The organism is Virgisporangium aliadipatigenens, from assembly GCF_016863615.1.
Lineage (GTDB): Bacteria > Actinomycetota > Actinomycetes > Mycobacteriales > Micromonosporaceae > Virgisporangium > Virgisporangium aliadipatigenens.
Genome location: NZ_BOPF01000010.1, coordinates 258,869 through 276,923, shown reverse-complemented (window position 1 = coordinate 276,923; position 18,055 = coordinate 258,869). Strand labels below are relative to the sequence as shown.

Below are 18,055 nucleotides of genomic sequence, written 5' to 3'. Positions count from 1 at the left end.
GTGTGTCGTTGGCGGCACGATCGGTCAACGGGACGGCTCCTCGGTCAGGTCCAACAGGTCGGCGACCCGCACGGGGCGGCCGGTGGAGAGGGATTCGTTGGCGGCGAGTCCGACCAGCAGGGCCCGCGCGCCGTCCTTGGCGGTGGCGGCCCGGCCCAACGCGTCGGGGCCGCCGCGTGGCGAGAGCAGGTCGGTGAGCATCCGCGCGTCGGCACCGCCGTGCCCGTGCCGGACGTACCCGTCGACGGGGACCGCACGCGGCGGCGCCCAGAACGGCCGCACCACCAGGCTCGCCCTCCCCCGTTCCGGCGCGGCCTCGACGCCGTGCACCGGTGAACCTTTCACGCCACCGGCCGCTTCGGGAGAAACATGGTCGCTCTCGACGACCTCCAGTTCGAGCCGGCCCTTGCTTCCGTTGAACATCACCCGGTAGCCCTCCCAGGGTGCGTACGCGGTGAGGTGGTACGTCATCGACGCGCCGCTCGTGTAGCGGACCAGCACCGCCAGATCATCCTCGATGCTGACGCCGGGTGCGAAGACGTTCTGGTCGCGGTGGTAGCCGTCGTGCGACTCGGCGTCGAGGTACAGCTCACGCAGCCGGGGGTTGTCCGCCAGGCTCAGCGCGAACGGGTCGCCCACCGCGGCGGCCGCCCCGTGGGCCCGCGCGTAGGTGCGTGCGTAGCCGTGCCGGGCGCCGCCCTCGGGGCCGTAGAAGAACAGCCGGCCGGCGGCGTACACGTCGACCGGGTCGTCGCCGAGCCACCAGTTCACCAGGTCGAAGTGGTGGCTGGCCTTGTGCACCAGCAGCCCGCCGGAGTTGGCCTTGTCGCGGTGCCAGCGGCGGAAGTAGTCGGCGCCGTGGCGCACGTCGAGGAGCCATTCGAAGTGGACCGAGCCCACCTGGCCGATCTCGCCGTCGGCGAGCACCCGCCGCACCGCCTCGTGCAGGGGGTTGTACCGGTAGTTGAACGTGACGCCCACGTGGCGGCCGGTGTCGCGGACGGCGTCGAGGATGCGCCGGCACTTCGGCGCGTCGACGGTCATCGGCTTCTCGGTGATGGCGTCGCAGCCGGCGTTCAGGGCGGCCACCACGTACTCGTCGTGGTAGCGGTCGACCGTGGTGACCACGGCGACGTCGACCCGCTCCTTGTCGAGCATCGTGGCGAACTCCGCCGCCGGGTACACCGGCACCTCGGGTGCGCCCCACTCGGCGAGCCTGGCGCGGTAGAGCGCCAGCCGGGCCGGGTTGGGGTCGGCCATCCCGACGAGTTCGGCGGTGTCGGCGTGCTCGACCGCGAGGGCCCGGACGAACAGCTCGGCACGTGCCCCGGTCCCCACGATCGCGTAACGCCGACGCATCCATGAACCTCTCTGGCTAAGCAAACGTTTGCAGCGAACTATCGCGGAGAGACCAAGGCCCGTCAACGCCTTGTCCGGTTTACCCGAGATTGCTCGGCAGGAAAGCGCAAACCTGGTTTCAGCGCCGTTGACACCACCGCAACCGTTTGCATTAATGGCTCCACTGTCGAGACCCAGGTCACAAGATCACGCAGAGCGGGGGCAAAGGTGCCGGTCACCATCCGGGATGTCGCGAGGGCGTCCGGCGTCCACGTGTCGACGGTGTCGCGCACGTTCTCCGCGCCGCACCTCGTCAACCCGGAGACCCGCACGCGCGTGCTGTCCACCGCCGAGAGCCTGGGCTACCGACCCAACCGGGCGGCCCGGGCACTGATCACCGGCCGCACCCACAATCTCGGCCTGATCGTCGCCGACATCGCCAACCCGTTCTTCCCGCCCCTCATCAAGGCGGCCGAGTCCCAGGCCCGCCAGCGCGACTATCACGTGTTCGTGGCCGACACCAACGAGGACGCCCTGGTCGAGGAGGAACTGGTCCAGGCGCTCGCCAAGCAGGTCGACGGCGTGCTCCTGTGCAGCCCCCGGATGAGCAACGACCACATCGAGCAGTTGCGCCGCGAGGTGCCGCTGGTGGTGGTCAACCGGCTCGTCGAGGGCATCCCGGCGGTCGTCATGGACGTGGCACAGGGCGCCAAGGCGGCGATCGAGCACCTCGTCGGGCTCGGCCACCGCCACGTCGCATACCTCGCCGGCCCGCGCGGCTCGTGGACCAACCGGGAGCTGCGCCGCGCCGCCACCGCCACGGCCCGCGCGCTCGGCGCCAACCTGACCGTGCTCGGCCCGCACCAGCCGACCGAGACGGCCGGCGTCGGCGCCGCCGAGCAGGTGCTGCGCAGCGGGGCCACGGGCGTGCTGACCTACAACGACCTGATGGCGATCGGCCTGCTCGAAGGGCTGCACGACCGCGCCGTCAAGGTTCCCGAGCAGCTCAGCGTCATCGGGATCGACGACATCGCGCTGAGCCGCCTGATCCGCCCCAAGCTGACCACGGTCGCCACTCCCACGGCGGCCGCGGGTCGGGCGGCCGTCGACATGCTGCTGCAACCCGACGACGACCGCCGCACCACCGCGCAGGTAACGCTCCAGACCGAACTGGTCGTTCGTGATTCAACCGGCCCGGCACCGCGCCGTACCGCGGCGTCGCGCCCCCCGTCCGCCACCCCGGTCGGGTCTCTCAAGGAGTGAATTCCCATGCACCCCGCTCTCCACCCCCGTAGGCGGTTTCTCCGTGTCGTGACCGCCGCACTCATCGCCTTACCGCTGGCCCTGGCCGGCTGTGGTGGTGACGACGACTCCTCCTCCGACTCCGACGGGCCCGTCGAGCTGAGCATCTTCTGGTGGGGCGGCGACGCGCGCGCCAAGCTCACCGAGGACGCGCTCGCCCTGTACACGAAGAAGCACCCGAACGTCACCTTCAAGAAGACGTGGCAGGCCAACCAGGGCTACTTCGACAAGCTCGCGACGCTGACGGCCGGCAACGACGCGCCGGACATCTTCCAGATCGACGACAACTTCCTCACCGAGTACGCCTCCCGGGGCGCCACGCTCGACCTGACGAAGTACCGGGAGTCGGGCAAGCTCGACGTCAGCAAGTTCCCGGAGAGCCTGTGGAAGTACGGCGAGGTGGACGGAAAGCTCGCCGGACTCGCGTTCGGTGAGAACACGCAGGGCCTGGTCTACAACAGGACCAAGCTGCAGGCGGCCAACGTGCCCGAGCCGACCACCGGCATGAGCTGGGAGGCCTTCATCAGCTGGGCCGAGCAGGCCGGCACCGCGACGAAGGTCGCCGGCACGCAGGACCCGAGCGCCGACTACAAGGCGTTCTGGGTGTGGCTGCGCCAGCAGGGCAAGGACCTCTACAAGGGCACCGACCTCGGCTTCACCAAGGACGACGTGCAGAAGTGGTTCGAACTGTGGAAGGGCGCGCGCGACCGCAAGGTCACCCCGTCAGCCGACATCATCCACGAGGGCAACGCCACCGACATCACCAAGCAGCTCGTGGTGACCAACAAGGCGCTCACCTCCTGGGTGTGGGTCAACCAGATGCCCGAACTGGCGAAGAACACCAAGGACAGCCTCGGTGTCATCGCCTACCCCGGTGACCCCAGCGCGCAGTGGGCCCGCGCGTCGATGTACTTCTCGGTGTTCCGGGGCAGTAAGCACAAGGACGTCGCGGTCGACGTCATCAACTTCCTCGCGAACGACCCGGAGGCCGGCAAGCTGCTCGGCACCGAACGCGGCCTGCCGTCGAACCTGGACACCCGCAAGTCCGTCGCCGAGGCGGTCACCGACCCGAACATGAAGCTGTCCATCCAGGTGGAGACGGACCTCGGCACCAAGTTCGGCAAGGCGCCCCAGGTGCCGCCGAAGGGCCACAGCACCGTGCGATCCGAGCTGATCAAGGCGGCGGAGAGCGCGCAGTACGGCCGGGCCACCCCGGCGGCGGCGGCCGAGGCGTTCTTCAACGCGGCCAAGGCGGCGATCAAGTAGTAATGGCGTCGACAACCACCACCCGGCCGCGTCCCGGACCGGATCGGCCGAAAGCCGGAGTCTCCGCCCACCGGCGGGGGCTCCGGCCCGACCGGACCCGCGAGGGCCTCGCCGGCTACATCTTCCTCTCGCCGTGGCTGCTCGGGCTGATGGGCATCACGGCGATCCCGATGCTCATGTCGCTGTACCTGAGCTTCACCGACTACGACATCCTCTCCACCTGGTCCGAGATCGAATGGGTCGGGCTGGCGAACTACCGGCGGATGTTCGGCGACGACCCGTCGTACTGGCACGCCGTGCAGGTGACCGCGACGTTCGCGCTGATCGCCGTTCCGCTGAAGCTCGCGGCCGCCCTGGGCGTCGCTCTTCTGCTCAATCGGGAACGGCGCGGCGTGGGGCTCTTCCGCGGACTGTTCTACCTGCCGTCACTGCTCGGCGGCAGTGTGGCCCTCGCGATCGTGTGGCTGAACATCTTCAACCGCGACGGCGCGTTCAACGGCTTCCTCGGCCTGTTCGGCATCGAGGGCGAGCCGTGGGCCAACGATCCCGACTGGGCGCTGGAAACCCTGATGGTGCTCGCCATCTGGCAGTTCGGGGCGCCGATGGTGATCTTCTTGGCCGGCCTCAAGCAGGTCCCGACGGAACTCTACGAGGCGGCCTCGGTCGACGGCGCCGGGCCGGTGCGCAAGTTCCTCAGCATCACGCTGCCGATGCTGTCGCCGGTCATCTTCTTCAACCTGGTGCTGGAGACCATCAACGGCTTCCAGGGCTTCACGTCCGCGTTCGTGCTGAGCGGCGGGACCGGTGGGCCGGTCGACTCGACCCTCATGTACACGCTGAACCTCTACATCAAGGGCTTCACCGACTACGAGATGGGCTACGCCTCCGCGATGGCGTGGGTGTTCCTCGTCTTCATCGGTGTCATCACCGTCGTGCTCTTCAGCACCGGCCGGTTCTGGGTCCACTACTCGGACGGGGACGACAACTCGTGAACGTCAAGTCCGCCGGGCGGCTGGCCGTCCTGCTCGTTCTCCTCGGGATCGTGCTGTATCCGCTGATCTGGATGCTCGGCACGTCGTTCAAGTCGCAGACGGAGATCCTGAGCAACAGCTCCGCCTGGCCGCAGGCGTGGACCCCGGGGAACTACTCCGAGGGCTGGACGCACTTCGACGTCAGCATGGGCCGGTTCTTCTTCAACAGCGCGCTGGTGTCGCTGCTGACCGTCGTCGGCAACGCGCTGTCCTGCCTGCTGGCCGCGTACGCGTTCGCGCGGCTGCGGTTCCGGGCGCGGCGGCTCTGGTTCGCCGTCATGATCGGCACGCTGCTGCTGCCGTCGCACGTGCTGATCGTGCCGCAGTTCATCCTGTTCCGGACGTTCGACTGGGTGGGCGGGCCGTTCCCCTACATGCCGTTGCTCGTGCCGCAGTTCCTCGCGACCGAGGCGTTCTTCGTCTTCCTCATGGTCCAGTTCATGAGGGGCATTCCGCGGGAACTGGACGAGGCCGCGAAGATCGACGGGTGCAGCCCCTACGGGGTGTTCCGCCACGTGATCCTGCCGTTGAGCCGGCCGGCGCTGGTGACCACGGCCATCTTCAGCTTCATCTGGACCTGGAACGACTTCTTCCGCCAACTGGTGTACCTGTCGGACCTCGACAAGTACACCGTGCCGGTGGCGCTCACGCTCTTCATCGACTCCACGGGGCAGAGCGCGGTCGGGCCGATGTTCGCGATGTCGGTGCTGTCGCTGCTGCCGGTGTTCTTGTTCTTCGTTGCCTTCCAGCGCATGCTCGTCGAGGGCATCAACACGTCGGGACTCAAGGGATGAGCATGCGCTGGCCGGAGGAGGCACCGACGCCGGTCCGCAGGGACTGGCGGGACTCCTTCGCGGCAATGGCCGACCTGGCCCTGATCGGCATCCTCGTGACGGTGGCCGCGCTGCCGGTGTTCACGCTGGCGAGCGCCGTGCGCGCCGGCTCGATGGCGGTCCGGCACAGATACACCACCGGCGAACTCCCACCGGTGCGGCCGCTGCTGACGGCGTTCCACCGAGGCTTGTGGAAGGGTGCGGCCGTGACCGCGCTCGCGCTGCTCGCGACGGCGCTCCTCGCGCTCGACCTGGCGGCCCTCGCGGGCGGCGCCGTGCCGGGCGGGACGCCGCTGCTGCTCGTGACGGCGGCGGTGACGCTGTGGCTCGTCGGCGTGGCCGTGGCGACCGTCGTCCACTGTGGACGGCACCCGGACGCCGGCTGGCGAACGGCGGCGGGATGGGCGCTCCGGCTGGCCCCGCACCGGAGCCTGCCGGCGGCGCTCGCCGTGGGGCTCGCGGCATTCCTCTCGCTGGCGATCCCGGCCACGATCCCGCTGCTGCCGGGCTTCGCCCTCTTCGCCGCCCACGTCCTCACGGACCGACTGTCCCCGTAGCACTCCTCAGAAGTCCGCGCAGCTGATCTCCCCGTCGCGCAGCACCATGGGCGAGCGGTCGCCCTCCTCGTAGAAGCGCAGGAAGCCGACCTCCCCCGCCCCGTCCGCGTGCGCGGCCAGCCGGTCGACGAGCGTGCGCAGGTTGTCGAGGCTCTCCGAGTGCACCTCCTGCCGCACGTCCAACGCCCACCCGCCGGCGCGCGGCTCCAGCGTGGCGTGCAACGAGCCGCCGATCCGGTACGCGGCGCCGGACTGCGCCAGCAGTGGCTCGGGCGCGAGCTCCAGCCGCCCGTCGACCTCCGTCACGAAGTGATCGGTGACGATCGCGAAAGGTCGCGGGCTGCGGGCCGGCGCCGACGTGCCAGCGCAGTTCGGCCAGCTCGGCGTCGGTCAGGTCGGCCCGCAGCTCCAGCGCCAGCACGCACTCCCAGAGATCCCCCATGCCGTGGCACCCTACCGGCCGACGCCGGTCAGGGCGGCCGTGGCGGCCCACAGTTCGCGCGCGGCGCCGCCGTCGAGGCCGGCCCTGGAGGCGCTGCGCAGCACCGGGTAGCCGCGGATGCCGCCGAGTCCGTCCGGTGCCACGTAGGCGTTGCCGGGCACGTCCTGCGTCGCCGCGTACAGGATCGGCAGCGCACCGCGTTCGGGGTCGTTGAGCAGGAAGCGGAAGCGGTTGACGACGTTCGCGCGGGAGTGCGCCGCCAGGCGCGTCGGCACGATGCCCGGGTCGGCGAGGATCGACCGCACCGGGTCGGCGAGCCGCCGCTGCAACTCCAGGGAGAAGAGCACCAGGGCGAGCTTCGAGTCGCGGTAGGCGCGCATGCCGTTGTACTTGCGGCTGCGCCAGTCGAGGTCGCCGATGTCCAATGTGGACTGTCGATGCAGGCCGCTCGTCACGTGCACGACGCGGTCGGTCACGTGCGGCAGCAACAGGTTGGTGAGCGCGAACGGTCCGGTGTAGTTCGTCGCGGTCTGCAGGTCGAGTCCGTCGGCGGTGCGCGCGGCCGGGATGTCCATCACGCCGGCGTTGTTGACCAGAACGTCGAGCGGCCCCTCCCACCCGGCCGCGAAGCGGCGCACCGACCCCAGGTCGGCGACGTCGAGTTGCCGCACGGCAAACGATCCCGTCAGCGCCGGCACCCGGGACGGATCCCGCACCGCCAGCACCACGTGCGCCCCCGCCCGCCCGAACGCGCGCGCCGCGACGAGGCCGATCCCCCGCCCCGCCCCGGTGATGAGCACCGTCCTGCCGTGCAGCTCCGGCAGGTTCTCCGCAGTCCATTTCGTCATGCCGAACAGTTCACGCGCCGGCGCGGCACGGATGAAGTGCGCGCCGAACCACTGATCGCCAGTCAGTGGTTACGGCGTTCCGGGGGCTGCGACCATGTGCCCATGCAGGGTGAACTGGGGGCGTTCCTACGGGCCCGGCGCGAGGCGTTGCAACCCGAGGACGTCGGGCTGCGGCGCGGTCCCCGCCGGCGGACCCGCGGGCTGCGCCGCGAGGAGGTGGCCGAGCTGTGCGGCATGTCCGCCGACTATCTCTCCCGGCTGGAACGCGGCGACGGGCCGAGGCTGTCGCAACCGATGGCGGCCGCGCTCGCCCGCGGGCTGCGCCTCACGCCGGACGAGCGGGACCACCTCTTCGTGCTCTGCGGCTACCGGGCGCCGCAGCGGCGGCTGCGCGCCGAGCACGTGAGCCCCGGCCTCATGCGGGTGCTGGACCGGTTGCAGGACACGCCGGCGCAGGTGATGGGGCCGCTCGGCGAGACGTTGCTGCAGACGCCGCCGGCCGTGGCGCTGTTCGGCGCGCAGACGCAGCACACCGGCGCCGCGCGCTGCGCGGCCTACCGGTGGTTCACCGATCCGGCCGAGCGTGCGCGGTACCACCCGGACGAGCACGAGCACAACAGCCGGGTCAATGTCGCGATGCTGCGCGCGGCGTCCGCGGGTGAGGGACCGCGTTCGCCCGCCGCCCGGCTGGTGGGGTCGCTGCGCCGCGCGAGCCCGGAGTTCGCCCTGCTGTGGGAACGCCATGAGGTCGGCCTGCGCTGGAGCGACACGAAACGCTTCGTGCACCCCGAGGTCGGTGCGCTGGAGCTGTTCTGCCAGAACCTGCGCGACCCCGACCAGTCGCAGTCGCTGCTGGTGTTCACCGCGACGCCGGGCAGCGAGAGCCACAGCAAGCTGGCCCTCCTGACCGTTCTCGGCGCCTCCGGCTACCGCTGATCGAAGTCCACCAGCCGCCCCAGGAACCACTTCGGATCGGCCAGGTGCGGGTAGTGCGTGACGACGGGGGTGCTCTCCACGAGCGCGCCGGGGATCCGTTCGCGCAGCCAGGTCGCGTACTCCTCGCTCACCGGCAGGCCGTGCAGGGACAGGTACGGGTAGGGCCCGGGGGCGGCGATCAGGTCGTCCAGCCACGCGGCGAGCCGCTCGGCGTCGAGCGTGAGCAGGGGCGCCCACGCCCCGAGCAGAACGTCCTGACGCAGCGTGCGGCGCTCGCCGAGTTCGGCGGCGATCGCCGGGTCCAGGTCCCCGTACACCCGGCCGAACATCGAGGTCATGAAGTCCTCGAACCCGTCGCCGCGCAGCGCCTCCGCCACGCCCGCGGGCACCGGTGACACGTCGAGCGTCTGGTCGACGTTGACGACCCCGCGCACCGGGAACCGCGCCGCGTAGGCGGTCGCCACCACGCCGCCGAAGGAGTGGCCCACGAGCAGCGGCTTCTCCCGGATCCCGAGCGCGTCGAGGAGCTTGTGCACGTCGGTGGCCAGCGTCGCCGGGTCGAACGGGTCCTCGCGCGGCGACTCGCCGTGCCCACGCAGGTCCACTCGCACGGTGCGGAAGTGCTCCGCGAACGGCACCCGGTCCCAGAAACCGCGGTTCTCGGTGATGCCGTGGATCGCGACGAGCAGGGGTCCGGAGCCCTTGACGTCATGGGCGAGGGAGACGGTGCGCTTCACCCGGCGGACACTACCGTCCGTCCCGAAAGCATGATCAACAGGGGTCTATTCAGCCAGTTTCTGTGCTTCTTCGGTGAGTTCGTCGGCACCCTCGGCAATGTCCTCGGCCTGTGCCGGCTGCGGAACGCACAACCACAGCGACCGCGGCCGCACCGCCACGGTCAGCCGGCGGCCCGGTTCGATGACGTCGCCGTCGAGCTGGCGCGGCTGCGGCCGGTTGCTGACGATGCTGACCCGGCGCGCCCGATGAACCTCCATCCGGGGCACCTTCTCGTGCTTGCGCAGCACCGCCCAGCCGAGCGCGATCCAGTCCCGCAGGTGGCGCGGCGTCAGCAGCCCGATGTCGAGCATGCCGTCGTCCGGTTCGGCGTCGGCGAAGAGCGGGATGCCGCCCTGGAGCCGGCCGACGTTCGCGACGAGCACGGTGCGCACCCGGCGCCGGATCGGCCGCTTGTCGTCGAGGCGCACCAGCACCCGCATCGGCCGGCCGCGCAGGTGCTTCGCCGCCGACACCACGTACGCCGGCCAACCCAGCCAGGCCTTGAGCTGTTCGGGGGCGTCGCGCACGAGCTGGGCGTCGAAGCCCATCCCGGCCATCACCGCGAACGCCCGCTTCTCCAGCATCCCCACGTCGATACGGCGCCGCCCGCCGTCGACGGCGACCGCGACGCCCGCGGCGGGGTCGTCGGGCAGGCCCAGGTTGGCGGCGAGCAGGTTGCCGGTGCCGGCCGGCAGCACGGCCAACGCCACCTCGGTGCCGGCGAGGGCGCCCACGCAAGCCATGACGGTGCCGTCGCCGCCGCAGGCGAAGACCACCTCCGCGCCGGCCTCGATCGCCTGCCGGGCCTGGCCGCCCCCCGGGTCCTCGCGCGTCGTCTCGAACCACATCGGCTCGGGCCACCCGGCCTCCGCCAGGGCGTCACAGATGCGCTTGCGCCGGTCGTCGAGGTCGACCACCTTCGCCGGGTTGATCACGACGGCGGAGCGGGGCCCGTTCCAGTTCACCCCAGAAGTATCACCGGCCCCGGCCGAAAGCGCTCGGGGCCGGTGATCCGCACGGGGGACGCGCCTACGCCTTGAGCCGCGTGGCGAGCGCGTCGGCGAGGTTGTTGATGAACGTCGGGTCGGCGGCCAGCGCCGCCGCCACGGTCGACCCGTCCACGCCGCCGAACGTCGTCTGCTTCTTCAGCTCCGCGACGTCCGCCACCAGCTGCTTGAACTGCTTGGCGAACTTGTTGTCCACCGTGCCGGTGCCGGTCGCCGAGCGGACGTCTACGACCACGTCGTCCAGCTGGGTCAGCCCGCGCCAGAGGTAGTTGTCGGAGTTGTGGATCTTCCGGGCCATCTCATCGGTGAACTCTGCCATGTTGCCTCCGTATTTGCTCTGCCCGTTGTTCCACGTCTCCAGCGACTCACCCCACAGGATCGACAGCATGCCGTTCATGACGGTGATGTCGTTGAGGTACTGCCGCAGGCAGCTGAAGTGGGCGTGCCACAGGTGACTGCTGTCCGGGGTGCGCTCGCTCCAACTGGTGAAGTCGTAGCCCTCCGCGCTCTCGTCCCAGTCCGCCTGGATCAGGACCTCGCGCCAGCCCCGGAGGCGGGGATCCCGCGCCCAGTAGGCGCTGCGGACCCGTTCGCCGTACTGGATGATCGTGCCGTAGCGGCCGCTCTGGGCATCGGGGAACGTCCAGTCGAACGCCGCGCACTTGTCCCCCGGGCCGGCCTTGTCGGCAGCGAGGCGGACGGAGTAGTCGTTGGTCCGACCCTGGTTGTACAGATTGTTCCGGGTGTTGTGGTAACCCGGCTTGTCGGCGAACGTGCCGCCGTATTGCGTACCCGGGTGCATCGCCAGGCAACTCTCGACGAAGTACCAGAGAGCCGCCGTGATCCTGCTCGGATCCGGATTGGACGCCATGCGCCTCCTCAGGAGGTGGCAGCCGCCGTCGGGATATCGACAGCGATCTCGGCACCCAACCTGTAGCCTCCGGACAGTTCCAGCTCGTCGCCGCTCCAGAACCGTCCCGGGTCGTACCAGTTGGGCCGACGCCCGGCGGGCAGCAGACCCATAGCCTCATAGGTCACCGCCACCACCTCTGCGCAGTACGCGGTCTCCAGCCGCGCCTCCCGGGCCCTCCGGGAGAAGGTGTCGGGCACCCGCCCCCGCAGCCAACGCCAGCCGAGCCGCGCCGTCGAGGGAAACGGGGTGCCGTCCAACCGGGCGATAGTACGCAGGATCGCGTCATCCTGCTCGCCGGTGGTCGATGGCTCGATCTGCCGCAGCCAGGCCCGCTGGCCGTATCGTTCGGCCCAGACGCACACCGCCCGACGAAGATCGTGCAGTTGAACGCCACGATGGTGGCCGCCGGTCCACATGTCGGTGAGGGACTTGCCGAGTTCGGCGTGCCACATCAAGGGTGGGAGATCTTCCAGTACGACGGACATGCCGACGTGGTTGACCGGGCTGTTGGTCGTCGTCTGGATGACGCGGTCCGCGACGGAACGGCCACGAAAGAGCCACACGTCGCCGGTACGGGTGAGGTCGACTGCCTCATCGAGAGAGATCGGCTTACCGGACACCCTGGGTAGCCTAGGCCCTCTCCTGCCGGTCATGTCGCGTCTGGGGCCGGCGCAGGCCGACAATGGCCGGCAGGAGAGGGCCTAGCGCCGTTAGGGTGTCCGCATGCGCTGGTGGAAGGTGCTCGGGTTGGCGGGCGTGGTCGGAGTGGCGGCGACCGGGGTGGTGATCGCGCGCGCCGAACGCAAGCGCCGCGCGTACACGCCCGAGGAGATCCGCGAGCGGTTGCAGACCCGTCACGCGGACCTGTCCCCACCGGAGACGCCGGCCTGAGTCGCCTGCCTGACAGTGTGCTTGTGCCACGGTAAGGCGATGCGGGCACGACTCTTCCGACTCCTCCGGTTGGCGCTGTGGTGCGCGTCCGCGCTGGCCATCGGCACGGTCGGCTCGGTCGCCTGGGTGCGCACGGCCGCCCACGGCTACGTGTACGACGAGGCCGACGTTCCGGCCGCGCCCGTCGCGCTGGTGCTGGGCGCCGAGGTCTACGACAACGGGTCTCCGTCGGCGTTCCTCGCGGCGCGGCTGGACATCGCGCGGCGGCTGTACCTGGCCGGAAAGGTGCGCGCGATCCTGGTCTCCGGCGACCACGGCCGCTGGGAGTACGACGAGCCGGGCGCCTCGCTCAACTGGCTCACGGCGCGCGGCGTCCCGATCACCAAGGTGGTGCTCGACTACGCCGGGTTCGACACCTACGACTCGTGCGTGCGGGCCACGAAGATCTTCGGCGTCGACCGGGCGATCGTCGTGACGCAGTCGTACCACATCGCACGGGCCGTCACGGTGTGCCGGCGGGTCGGGGTGGACGCGGTCGGCGTCGGTGACTCGACGGTCAAACACTTCCGCGTGGACTGGGCGCAGAGCGGCAACCGGGAGCACGGGGCCTGCGTCAAGGCCGTCCTCGACGTGGTGAGCGGCCGGGATCCGGTGTTTCTCGGCGACCACGAGACCGGCGTCGAGGAGGCGCTGCGCGCCTAGCTCGGCATCGGGGCGTCGGCGCCGGGTGCGGCCTCATGCCAGGGGCCGCACCCGGCTTCCGATCAGGTCGGGCCGGCCCACCGCACCGGCGTGATGCCGGCGTCGGCGAGCGCCTTGTCCGCCTGGCTGAACGGCTTGGAGCCGAGGAACCCGCGTGGGTTCATCGGGCTGGGGTGGCCGGCCTCGAGGACCACGTGCTCCGCGTTGGTCACCAGCACCGCCTTCTTTCGCGCGTAACTGCCCCACAACATGAACACGACCCGGTGCGACAACCCGTCGACGGCCTTGATGGCGGCGTCGGTGAAGTGCTCCCAGCCCTTGTTGGCGTGCGAACCGGGCTTCGCCTCGCGCACGGTCAGCACCGCGTTGAGCAGCAGCACCCCGTCGGCGGCCCACCGCGTCAGGTCGCCGCCCCAGCCCTTGGTCGACTCGACGCCGAGATCCTCGCGCAGCTCCTTGTAGACGTTGGCCAGCGACGGCGGCACCCGCACACCCGGCTGCACGCTGAACGACAGCCCGTGCGCCTGACCGGCCTTGTGGTAGGGATCCTGACCCAGGATCAGCACCTTCACCTGCTCCGGCGAGCACAGCCGGAACGCCGTGAACAGGTCCGGCAGCGGCGGATACACCGTCTGCTCGGCGTACTCCTGCTCGACGAACGCATTGAGCGTCGCCACGATGTCGGGGTCGAGGTGCGGCCGCATCAGCGCGCGCCACTCTTCGGGCAGGAGGTCGAGGAGGTCGAGTGCCATGCCGGCAATCTATCGGCCGGGTACGACAGTTCCGCACACCCCACTCGCACGGAGGGCGCGGCCGATGCGTTCCCCGTAGGATGCCTGGATGGAGCGTGCGGAGGGCCCCGAGTGGGACTCCGACGCGCTGATGTTCCGCCTCGCCGACCCGGGCCGTGGCTTCGCCGCCGTCCGGCTACTCCAGTGGGCCGGTATGCCCGCCGAGCGCACCTGGTTCACCCACGAGGGCGACGACTGGGTGCTGCGGGTGCCCGCGCCGCCGGCCCACCGGCTGGAGTACCTGCTGGAGGTGCGGCACCCCGACGGCGGCACGCAGAGCGTGTGCGACCCGGGCAACCCGCTGCGCGTGCCGGGCGTGTTCGGGGACAAGTCCGTGCTGCACCGGCCCGACTACGCGCCCCCGCCCTGGCTGTCCACTGTGGAGGATGCGCACACCTGGCGGGAGGCGGCGTTCCGGTCGCACGTGGGGCCGGTGACCGCGCGGATCCGCTCCCCCGAGGCGCCCACGACGCACGTGCTCGTCGCGCACGACGGGCCGGAGTACGACACGTACGCGGCGCTCGGCCGGTACAGCGGCAGCGGTCTCGTGCCGCCGCACCATCTCGTCCTGCTGGCGCCCGGGGATCGCAACGAGTGGTACTCGGCGAGCCCGGTGTACGCCCGCACCCTCGTCGGCGACCTGCTGCCCGCGATCGCCGCCGCGGTCGGCTCCGACGAGCGGCCGGTCGGCATGGGCGCCAGCCTCGGCGCCCTGGCCATGTTGCACGCCCACGCGCGCCGGCCGGGCCGGTTCGCGGCGCTGTTCCTGCAGTCGGGCAGCTTCTTCCTGCCCCGCTACGACCGGCACGAGTCCAACTTCCCGCGCTACCTGCGCATCGTGCGCTTCGCCGGTGCGGTGGTGCGGGACCGCCGCCCGGCCGCCGCGCCGATCCCGATCGCGCTCACCACGGGCACCGCCGAGGAGAACAGGCAGAACAACCGGGACGTCGCCCGGGCGCTCGCCGCGCAGGGGCACGACGCCACGCTGACCGAGGTGGCGGACGCGCACAACTTCGTCGCGTGGCGGGACGCGTTCGACCCGGCGCTGACGGACCTGCTGCGGAAGGTGTGGGCCTGATGGACGGGCTGCGCCGCTACGGGCACTACGGCCGCCCCGTGCTCGTCTTCCCCAGCGAGGGCGGTGGCGCCCGCGACTTCGAGTACCACGGCATGGTCGACGCCGTCGGGCCGCTGCTCGCCGACGGGCGGGTGAAGCTGTACTGCGTGGACTCGTTCGACGCCGAGTCCTGGTCGGCCGCGCACCTGCCGCTGTCCGAGCGCGCGGCCAGGCACACCGAGTTCGAACGATGGATCCTGGAGCACGTCGTGCCGCACATCGGCGCGGACAGCGGCGGGGCCACGGAGATCATGACGGTCGGCTGCTCGATGGGCGCCTTCCACGCGGTCAACTTCGCGCTCAAGCACGCCGACCGCTTTCCCCTCGCGATGGGCATGTCCGGCAACTACGACCCGGCGGCGTGGCGCGGCTGGGGCGACCGCGACGACACGCTCTACTTCAACACCCCCGTCGACTACGTGGCGAACTACCACGGCGACCACCTGGACTGGTTGCGCGAGCGGCTCTCCGTGCTGCTGGTCTGCGGGCAGGGGCGCTGGGAGGACACCACCGGCGCGCTGGAGTCGACGAAGCGGCTCGCGGGGCTCCTCGCGCACAAGGGCCTCCGCCACGAACTGGATCTCTGGGGCCACGACGTGCCGCACGACTGGCCGTCGTGGCGCGCGCAGTTCGCCCACCACCTGCCACGGTTCTGTTAGCTGGGAGGCCGTCATGCCTGACGTCGAGCACATCATCGGGCTGCTGTTGGGGACCGAGGACGACTGGCCGCGGGCGTTCGAGGCGCTGGTGAAACGGCTCGGGCCGGTGAAGGACGGGGCCGGCCGCACGCACGGGATCGAGACGAAGCGGGTCACGATCGAGCCGTTCGACCTGCGGGACAAGCCGCGTCACTCGCTCGTCATCGACCGGCTGGCGCACTGGTACTACCACCCGCGCGAGTGGCTCAAGAAGGTCGCGCTGATGGACGACGTGTACCTGCTCAACAGCCCGTTCACGTTCCAGTCGATGGAGAAGCACGCGGCGTACTGCGCGATGATCCGGCTCGGGCTCAAGGTGCCCGGCACGGTGCTGGTGCCGTACAAGCACCCGGTGGAGAACTCCCGGTGGGCCTACACGGCGGCGCGCTACAACCAGCCGTTCGACCTGGACGAGGTCGCCGAACGCCTCGGGTACCCGCTGTTCATGAAGCCGTACGACGGGGGCGCCTGGGTGGGCGTGTCCAAGATCGACAACGCCGACGAGCTGCACGCGGCGTACGACACCTCCGGCGAACGCCTCATGCACCTGCAGCAGGCGGTCGAGGGCTACGACGTGTTCGCGCGTTCGCTCTCGATCGGGCCCGAGACAATGGTGATGAAGTTCCGCCCGGAACTGCCGATGCACGAGCGGTACGCGGTGTCGCACAACTTCCTCGGGGCCGGCCCCGGGATGGAGGTCGTCACCATCTCCCAACTGGTGAACGCCTTCTTCCGCTGGGAGTTCAACTCCTGCGAGTGCCTGGTGCGCGGCGACGAGGTGTACCCGATCGACTACGCCAACGCCTGTCCCGACGTGTCGCTCACGTCGCTGCACTACTACTTCCCGTGGGCGATGACGGCGTTGCTGCGCTGGAGCGTGTTCTGCGTGGTCACCGGGCGCAAGCCGCGGCTGGACCTGGACACCGCGCGGTACTTCGAGGTGGCCGCCCGCGACGACCTCTCCTACGGCGACAAGCTCGCCCGCTACCAGGCGCTGGCCGACGAGTACTTCGAGACGGAGCGCTACCAGGACTTCTGCGCGAGCCGCCTGGGCATGGTCGACGAAATGGTCCACGACTGGGTGACGTCACCCGACTTCGACGAGCTGCTGGTCGACACCGTCAAGGGCACGTACCCGGAAGCGGAGCACGAGATGTTCGTATCCCACTTCCGGGGCCTCATCGCCGCCTGGATCCACGACCGCACCCACTGACCCCCGCCGCACTCACACGGGTGTGAGCTCACGGCTGTCCCGCTCACACGGGTGTGAGCTCACCGGCGACGTGTGTGAGCTCAGGGAGATCATCCGGCTAGTTGACCTCCCTGAGCTCACACACGTCCGCCGTGAGCTCACACCCGTGCGGCTTCAGGGCGGTTAGGAGGTGGGCGGTTCGTCCTTGCCCTCCTCCTCGAGGCGGTCGGCCTCCTCCTTGGTCTTGTGGACGGCGCCGTCGGCGTGCTCCGGCGGCCCGTAGACGGTGTAGAGGACCAGCGGGTTGGGGCCGGTGTTGATGAAGTTGTGCTTGGTGCCGGCGGGCACCACGACGAGGTCGCCCTGGACGACCTTGCGGGTCTGGCCGCCGACCTTCGCCTCACCGGCGCCGCTCACGAACGTGAGGATCTGGTCCACCTCGTGGACCTCCTCGCCGATCTCACCGTCGACGGGCACCGTCATGATCACGAGCTGCGTGTGCTTGCCGGTCCACAGGACACGCCGGAAATCTGCGCTCTTTTCGGCCTCTGTCGCGATGGAGAAGTGTTCCATGGGTGGCCCCTTACCCTGCGCGGGCGGCGTTCGAAACCCGGAAGAGGCCGGGCGAACGGTCACCCGGGGGACAGCCACACGGCCCGGGGAGGTGGCACGATCAAGGGATCTTGTGTCGACCGCCGGTACCTAATGTAGGTCGCACAAGCCACCGACACGGCCAACCCCTAGCGAAGGAACATCATGAGCGAGGACTACGACCCGAGCGCCGACACCCACGAGACGCCGGACTCCTACGAGCCGGACCCCGGGTACGGGCACGACCCCAACACGATCGTCGCCGAGTACACCGACGGTTCCGCGACGCAGACCACCGACTACGACGGTGACGGCTACGCCGACGACGTGCGCCACGACCTGGACGGCGACGGCCAGGCCGACGTCGAGTACACCAACGAGCACGGCGGCGTCGCGCTCGACACGGCGGCCGTGGACTACAACGGCGACGGCCTCGCCGACCGCGTCTTCTCGGACACCAACGAGGACGGCGACGTCGACCTCGTGGTCGCCGACACCAACCACGACGGCGTCCTCGACACCGCCGTGGCGGACACCAACTTCGACGGCCGCGTCGACGTGGTGGCCCAGGACCCGAACGGCGACGGCGAGGTGGACCGCACGGTCGCCGACACCAACTACGACGGCGTTCCGGACACCGTGGTCTACGACGACCCCGACACCAACCCGTACGCGCGGAACTAGTTGGATCATGGCCTGTCACGAGCCGGTGACCGCCCCCTGACGTGGGGAGGGTCACCGGCTCCGGCGTTTCTCGTTACCTTGTCGCGATCGACCACGCATCGACGGCTGGTTAGCCTATGTCCTCAATAGGATTTCGGGC

Annotated in this window: 21 protein-coding genes; 12 read left to right on the top strand and 9 right to left on the bottom strand. The window is 70.2% G+C overall.

Going from position 1 to position 18,055, the window contains the following annotated elements; translation table 11 throughout:
• Positions 1–24: 24 nt before the first annotated feature.
• Positions 25–1,359: a Gfo/Idh/MocA family protein gene (locus Val02_RS17055; RefSeq protein ID WP_203900041.1), complete on the bottom strand. Its 1,335-nt coding sequence runs from the start codon at positions 1,357–1,359 to the stop codon at positions 25–27.
• Positions 1,360–1,566: 207 nt separating this feature from the next.
• Here Val02_RS17055 and Val02_RS17050 point away from each other — a divergent pair, with 207 nt between their 5' ends.
• The 5 genes from Val02_RS17050 to Val02_RS17030 all read left to right on the top strand — a co-directional run bounded on the left by Val02_RS17050 (position 1,567) and on the right by Val02_RS17030 (position 6,327).
• Entirely contained in the window at positions 1,567–2,601 is a 1,035-nt protein-coding gene (locus tag Val02_RS17050) for a LacI family DNA-binding transcriptional regulator (protein ID WP_203900040.1), read from the top strand.
• Between the two features lie 6 nt (positions 2,602–2,607).
• Positions 2,608–3,906 carry an ABC transporter substrate-binding protein gene (locus Val02_RS17045; protein ID WP_203900039.1) on the top strand — a complete coding sequence of 433 codons (1,299 nt, stop codon included), beginning with the start codon at positions 2,608–2,610 and terminating at the stop codon, positions 3,904–3,906.
• A gap of 2 nt (positions 3,907–3,908) precedes the next feature.
• Complete coding sequence (locus tag Val02_RS17040; protein WP_203900038.1) at positions 3,909–4,898, top strand: carbohydrate ABC transporter permease; 990 nt, start codon at positions 3,909–3,911, stop codon at positions 4,896–4,898.
• Between the two features lie 71 nt (positions 4,899–4,969).
• The gene (locus Val02_RS17035) at positions 4,970–5,731 is read left to right on the top strand and encodes a carbohydrate ABC transporter permease (protein ID WP_203900109.1); all 762 of its coding nucleotides are present in this window, start codon (positions 4,970–4,972) and stop codon (positions 5,729–5,731) included.
• The gene (locus Val02_RS17030) at positions 5,728–6,327 is read left to right on the top strand and encodes a hypothetical protein (protein WP_239153048.1); all 600 of its coding nucleotides are present in this window, start codon (positions 5,728–5,730) and stop codon (positions 6,325–6,327) included. The genes Val02_RS17035 and Val02_RS17030 overlap by 4 nt, the downstream gene beginning before the upstream one ends.
• Positions 6,328–6,333: 6 nt before the next feature.
• On the opposite strand, the gene Val02_RS17025 is transcribed toward Val02_RS17030, so the two are convergent.
• A complete protein-coding gene (locus tag Val02_RS17025) occupies positions 6,334–6,633 on the bottom strand; it encodes a hypothetical protein (protein ID WP_203900037.1) in 300 nt (99 codons plus the stop codon).
• 147 nt (positions 6,634–6,780) lie between these two features.
• Positions 6,781–7,617 (bottom strand): SDR family NAD(P)-dependent oxidoreductase, encoded by an 837-nt coding sequence (locus Val02_RS17020; RefSeq protein ID WP_239153046.1) that lies wholly within the window; start codon positions 7,615–7,617, stop codon positions 6,781–6,783.
• 102 nt (positions 7,618–7,719) lie between these two features.
• Here Val02_RS17020 and Val02_RS17015 point away from each other — a divergent pair, with 102 nt between their 5' ends.
• Entirely contained in the window at positions 7,720–8,553 is an 834-nt protein-coding gene (locus tag Val02_RS17015; RefSeq protein WP_203900036.1) for a helix-turn-helix transcriptional regulator, read from the top strand.
• On the opposite strand, the gene Val02_RS17010 is transcribed toward Val02_RS17015, so the two are convergent.
• From Val02_RS17010 to Val02_RS16995, 4 genes are all read right to left on the bottom strand, one after another.
• Positions 8,544–9,290 carry an alpha/beta fold hydrolase gene (locus Val02_RS17010; protein WP_203900035.1) on the bottom strand — a complete coding sequence of 249 codons (747 nt, stop codon included), beginning with the start codon at positions 9,288–9,290 and terminating at the stop codon, positions 8,544–8,546. The two genes, Val02_RS17015 and Val02_RS17010, sit on opposite strands and share 10 nt — an antisense overlap.
• A 45-nt stretch (positions 9,291–9,335) precedes the next feature.
• Positions 9,336–10,295: a diacylglycerol/lipid kinase family protein gene (locus tag Val02_RS17005; RefSeq protein WP_239153045.1), complete on the bottom strand. Its 960-nt coding sequence runs from the start codon at positions 10,293–10,295 to the stop codon at positions 9,336–9,338.
• 64 nt (positions 10,296–10,359) lie between these two features.
• A complete protein-coding gene (locus Val02_RS17000; protein WP_203900034.1) occupies positions 10,360–11,208 on the bottom strand; it encodes a hypothetical protein in 849 nt (282 codons plus the stop codon).
• An 8-nt stretch (positions 11,209–11,216) separates the two neighbouring features.
• On the bottom strand, positions 11,217–11,870 hold the full coding sequence (locus Val02_RS16995; RefSeq protein WP_239153043.1) for a hypothetical protein: 654 nt from the start codon (positions 11,868–11,870) through the stop codon (positions 11,217–11,219).
• Between the two features lie 103 nt (positions 11,871–11,973).
• On the opposite strand from Val02_RS16995, the gene Val02_RS16990 reads away from it, so the two are divergent.
• Complete coding sequence (locus tag Val02_RS16990) at positions 11,974–12,141, top strand: hypothetical protein (RefSeq protein WP_203900032.1); 168 nt, start codon at positions 11,974–11,976, stop codon at positions 12,139–12,141.
• A 39-nt stretch (positions 12,142–12,180) separates the two neighbouring features.
• Positions 12,181–12,843 carry a SanA/YdcF family protein gene (locus tag Val02_RS16985; RefSeq protein ID WP_203900031.1) on the top strand — a complete coding sequence of 221 codons (663 nt, stop codon included), beginning with the start codon at positions 12,181–12,183 and terminating at the stop codon, positions 12,841–12,843.
• Positions 12,844–12,905: 62 nt separating this feature from the next.
• Here Val02_RS16985 and Val02_RS16980 read toward each other — a convergent pair whose 3' ends face one another.
• Complete coding sequence (locus Val02_RS16980) at positions 12,906–13,595, bottom strand: uracil-DNA glycosylase (protein ID WP_203900030.1); 690 nt, start codon at positions 13,593–13,595, stop codon at positions 12,906–12,908.
• An 88-nt stretch (positions 13,596–13,683) separates the two neighbouring features.
• Here Val02_RS16980 and Val02_RS16975 point away from each other — a divergent pair, with 88 nt between their 5' ends.
• Genes Val02_RS16975 through Val02_RS16965 form a run of 3 tightly spaced genes read left to right on the top strand, consistent with a single transcriptional unit; the run spans position 13,684 to position 16,662 of the window.
• Positions 13,684–14,712, top strand: a complete 1,029-nt coding sequence (locus Val02_RS16975) for an alpha/beta hydrolase (RefSeq protein ID WP_239153041.1) — start codon at positions 13,684–13,686, stop codon at positions 14,710–14,712.
• Positions 14,712–15,410 (top strand): esterase family protein, encoded by a 699-nt coding sequence (locus tag Val02_RS16970; RefSeq protein ID WP_203900029.1) that lies wholly within the window; start codon positions 14,712–14,714, stop codon positions 15,408–15,410. Before Val02_RS16975 ends, Val02_RS16970 begins: the two co-directional genes overlap by 1 nt.
• A 13-nt stretch (positions 15,411–15,423) precedes the next feature.
• The gene (locus tag Val02_RS16965) at positions 15,424–16,662 is read left to right on the top strand and encodes an ATP-grasp domain-containing protein (protein WP_203900028.1); all 1,239 of its coding nucleotides are present in this window, start codon (positions 15,424–15,426) and stop codon (positions 16,660–16,662) included.
• A 162-nt stretch (positions 16,663–16,824) separates the two neighbouring features.
• On the opposite strand, the gene Val02_RS16960 is transcribed toward Val02_RS16965, so the two are convergent.
• The gene (locus Val02_RS16960) at positions 16,825–17,214 is read right to left on the bottom strand and encodes a cupin domain-containing protein (protein WP_203900027.1); all 390 of its coding nucleotides are present in this window, start codon (positions 17,212–17,214) and stop codon (positions 16,825–16,827) included.
• A gap of 183 nt (positions 17,215–17,397) precedes the next feature.
• On the opposite strand from Val02_RS16960, the gene Val02_RS47400 reads away from it, so the two are divergent.
• A complete protein-coding gene (locus Val02_RS47400; RefSeq protein ID WP_239153039.1) occupies positions 17,398–17,916 on the top strand; it encodes a hypothetical protein in 519 nt (172 codons plus the stop codon).
• Positions 17,917–18,055: the final 139 nt, after the last annotated feature.

Coding starts and splice junctions, on each gene's coding strand:
- Val02_RS17040 (WP_203900038.1), top strand. CDS start 3,909: ATGGCGTCGACAACCACCACCCGGCCGCGTCCCGGACCGGATCGGCCG.
- Val02_RS17055 (WP_203900041.1), bottom strand. CDS start 1,359: ATGCGTCGGCGTTACGCGATCGTGGGGACCGGGGCACGTGCCGAGCTG.
- Val02_RS16970 (WP_203900029.1), top strand. CDS start 14,712: ATGGACGGGCTGCGCCGCTACGGGCACTACGGCCGCCCCGTGCTCGTC.
- Val02_RS16980 (WP_203900030.1), bottom strand. CDS start 13,595: ATGGCACTCGACCTCCTCGACCTCCTGCCCGAAGAGTGGCGCGCGCTG.
- Val02_RS16975 (WP_239153041.1), top strand. CDS start 13,684: ATGGAGCGTGCGGAGGGCCCCGAGTGGGACTCCGACGCGCTGATGTTC.
- Val02_RS17015 (WP_203900036.1), top strand. CDS start 7,720: ATGCAGGGTGAACTGGGGGCGTTCCTACGGGCCCGGCGCGAGGCGTTG.
- Val02_RS16960 (WP_203900027.1), bottom strand. CDS start 17,214: ATGGAACACTTCTCCATCGCGACAGAGGCCGAAAAGAGCGCAGATTTC.
- Val02_RS16965 (WP_203900028.1), top strand. CDS start 15,424: ATGCCTGACGTCGAGCACATCATCGGGCTGCTGTTGGGGACCGAGGAC.
- Val02_RS17020 (WP_239153046.1), bottom strand. CDS start 7,617: ATGACGAAATGGACTGCGGAGAACCTGCCGGAGCTGCACGGCAGGACG.
- Val02_RS17035 (WP_203900109.1), top strand. CDS start 4,970: ATGCTCGGCACGTCGTTCAAGTCGCAGACGGAGATCCTGAGCAACAGC.
- Val02_RS16985 (WP_203900031.1), top strand. CDS start 12,181: ATGCGGGCACGACTCTTCCGACTCCTCCGGTTGGCGCTGTGGTGCGCG.
- Val02_RS16990 (WP_203900032.1), top strand. CDS start 11,974: ATGCGCTGGTGGAAGGTGCTCGGGTTGGCGGGCGTGGTCGGAGTGGCG.
- Val02_RS17030 (WP_239153048.1), top strand. CDS start 5,728: ATGAGCATGCGCTGGCCGGAGGAGGCACCGACGCCGGTCCGCAGGGAC.
- Val02_RS47400 (WP_239153039.1), top strand. CDS start 17,398: ATGAGCGAGGACTACGACCCGAGCGCCGACACCCACGAGACGCCGGAC.
- Val02_RS17000 (WP_203900034.1), bottom strand. CDS start 11,208: ATGGCGTCCAATCCGGATCCGAGCAGGATCACGGCGGCTCTCTGGTAC.
- Val02_RS17045 (WP_203900039.1), top strand. CDS start 2,608: ATGCACCCCGCTCTCCACCCCCGTAGGCGGTTTCTCCGTGTCGTGACC.